Origin of the sequence: Priestia sp. BR_2 (genome assembly GCF_041954005.1) — a bacterium.
GTDB classification, from domain to species: Bacteria; Bacillota; Bacilli; order Paenibacillales; family Paenibacillaceae; genus Paenibacillus_AQ; species Paenibacillus_AQ lautus_A.
This window is the reverse complement of record NZ_JAVFHM010000245.1, coordinates 1-2,466: the sequence shown is the minus strand read 5'-3', so window position 1 is coordinate 2,466 and position 2,466 is coordinate 1. Positions and strand designations below refer to the sequence as shown.

Here is a 2,466-nt window from a genome sequence, read left to right as displayed (position 1 = left end):
ATTAACAAGTTACGACCTCCAGTAACATATGTTTCTTCTGTAATAATTTATCCTAAATAGCTGCTTTTATGAAAGTTGTATGGAAAACCAATCTAGATGATTATTTCTTTATAAACAGATAATTTAACCCGATTTATACAATTTCTAAAACAGTGATGATAGCCACTAAGGTTATGTAGTTTTTTAAAGGAGAGATTTTTTGTGAGATTTTATGCTAAAATAATATAAAATCTCCATAACTTTACATATAAAACTAACTGTTGAGTGTTAATGAATTAATACATAATAATTGGTATCGAAAAAATTATCTAAAGTTTGTTTATTTACTTCAGATAATTAGTTGCCTAATTTGCAAAGGCTACTATCAAGTGAAAGTGTAGTAAAAGAATTCCTCAAATAAAGTTTAACTAAATGGTATTGAAAACGAGTAATTTTCAATAAGACTTTTAGCTTAATAGATACTAAGAAACAGGAGAGAGAAAGATGACTTTTTTATTTGATTTCGTTAAACAATTCTCTAATGAATTAGCAAACCTGGCTGAGCGTATAGAAGATAAATTATTTAGCGAGCCCCATGCCTCATTGATACAGGCTCGTTTATATAGTGAGCATCTTGTGAAGTTAATTAGCAAACAAGAAGAACTTGAGGAACTGTACCCCCTTAAGCACGCTGAGAGAATACATAAATTATATCGTCAAAATGCGATTGAAGAAGATATTTATCTAAAGTTAGAGTGGATTCGAAAAAAGGGGAATAAAGCTGTACATGACGTGAAGGAAGTAGAGACTGTCGATATACTGCAGACTCATAAGTTTCTATTTGAGATAAGCGTTTGGTATATGCAGCTGTATGTGACATATGAGTTTGAAGCTCCGGCGTATAAGCTTCCTCTTACTCAAAAATTAAATGTATTACAAGCTACTGATCAAGATGAATCACTCAAACGGTATTTAGATAAGAAAATAGATGATATGCGAGTAGAGATGCAAAGACAATTTGAAGATATTAGGGTAGGAAAAGAGGTAGAAAATACATCAAAACCCGAAATTCCCTCTACTCACAAGGTGCAATTATCTGCTTCAAACGTCCATCTTCAATTTAAAAATGAAAAGATTACTGTACCTAGTGAACTCGCGAATATGTCTATAACTACGCTTCCTGTAAGTGGATGTAAGTATCTATTGCGTGAGTTTTTACGTGTAGGAATTACTTCTCTTAAAAAAATTAAAGAGCCGATGGATGAGCTACATATGAAACTAAATGGTATTGGTACTCACGGTATGGAAAAGTTTTGGGCACAAATTATTAGCATTGAAAGTGTAGTACTTATGAATAAGTCAGAAATCCCCAACGTTGAAGCTAAAATCATTACGATAAGCGAAGAGATTGATAAACTCTTTGATAAACATAAATTTAAATTGAATCACCCAACGAAAAAGGCTATAGAATTTGAACACAGAATTACTAAAGAGATTGTATATTTACTACCTAATAAGCTAACAACGATTGTTCTACACCCAGATACCGCTAAGGAAAAGTTTGAAATTCCTGACAAACCGAGTCACAATACGGCATTAAGAAGCTTTCCGAAAGCGATAAACAAGGGGAAAACACCAACTAATTTTGGCTACTCTTTTAAATTTCAAAGCGAAGAGGAACTAGATGATTTTTTACATAAGCTAAATAATGCATAGAGTTAGGTAGTAATATGGCTAAGCGAGCTCGCTGAACGGAAAGGGTTCTTAAACCTTTAAAAATTTTAAGGGTTTTCATCTTCAAGCTTAACTAAATGGAATTTATTCCATTATCTTCAATTTAGAAATGTCGTATATTTAATAAAAAACATAGGGAGGAAATCACTATGAAGAAAGCTTTGTATTATGGGGGATGGATTGTCGTTTGTTCGTCTCTAATCACTTTAGTTGCTGCTATTTACTCAAGTTCATCCCCTGTGGATCAGGTACCAGCTGTACAAAGGAAGTTTCAGAATTCGATGAAGAAAATGAATTTATATTAAATTATTAAGCTCTTGTGAAAGCTTTTTTATTGAGGTTACATTTTAAATAGAAGAAATAAGGTGCTTAAAATAAAATGGATTTCTATCTTTTTTTTATTATCATAAATATGTTCTTGTTCCCTTCGCTCCTCCTAACCTCATTTTAAATTTATTTGGGAGCGAAAGGGACACATAGCAGATAATAAATGAAAAGACAGTCTATACGTATGATGAATAATAAAGCAACCAACGATTTGGTTGCTTTTTTTCGAAAGTTAGACAAATATAATTGTATTTACCTAGTTAGTTTCACAAATTACATTTAAAATTTCACTCTAGATTTTTAATCTCTTAAATAACCAATAATTCCACCAAAGACTCCTATCGCAAGCGAAATGGGGATAGCTGCTATTCCACCATATGCCACTGCAAATCCTAATCCATCGCCATCTGAAGGATTGGTTATATG

Annotated in this window: 1 protein-coding gene; it reads left to right on the top strand. The window is 32.2% G+C overall.

What is annotated here, in order from left to right:
* The first annotated feature begins 483 nt into the window (after positions 1–483).
* A complete protein-coding gene (locus RB298_RS19200) occupies positions 484–1,695 on the top strand; it encodes a DUF4145 domain-containing protein (RefSeq protein WP_486048064.1) in 1,212 nt (403 codons plus the stop codon).
* Positions 1,696–2,466: the final 771 nt, after the last annotated feature.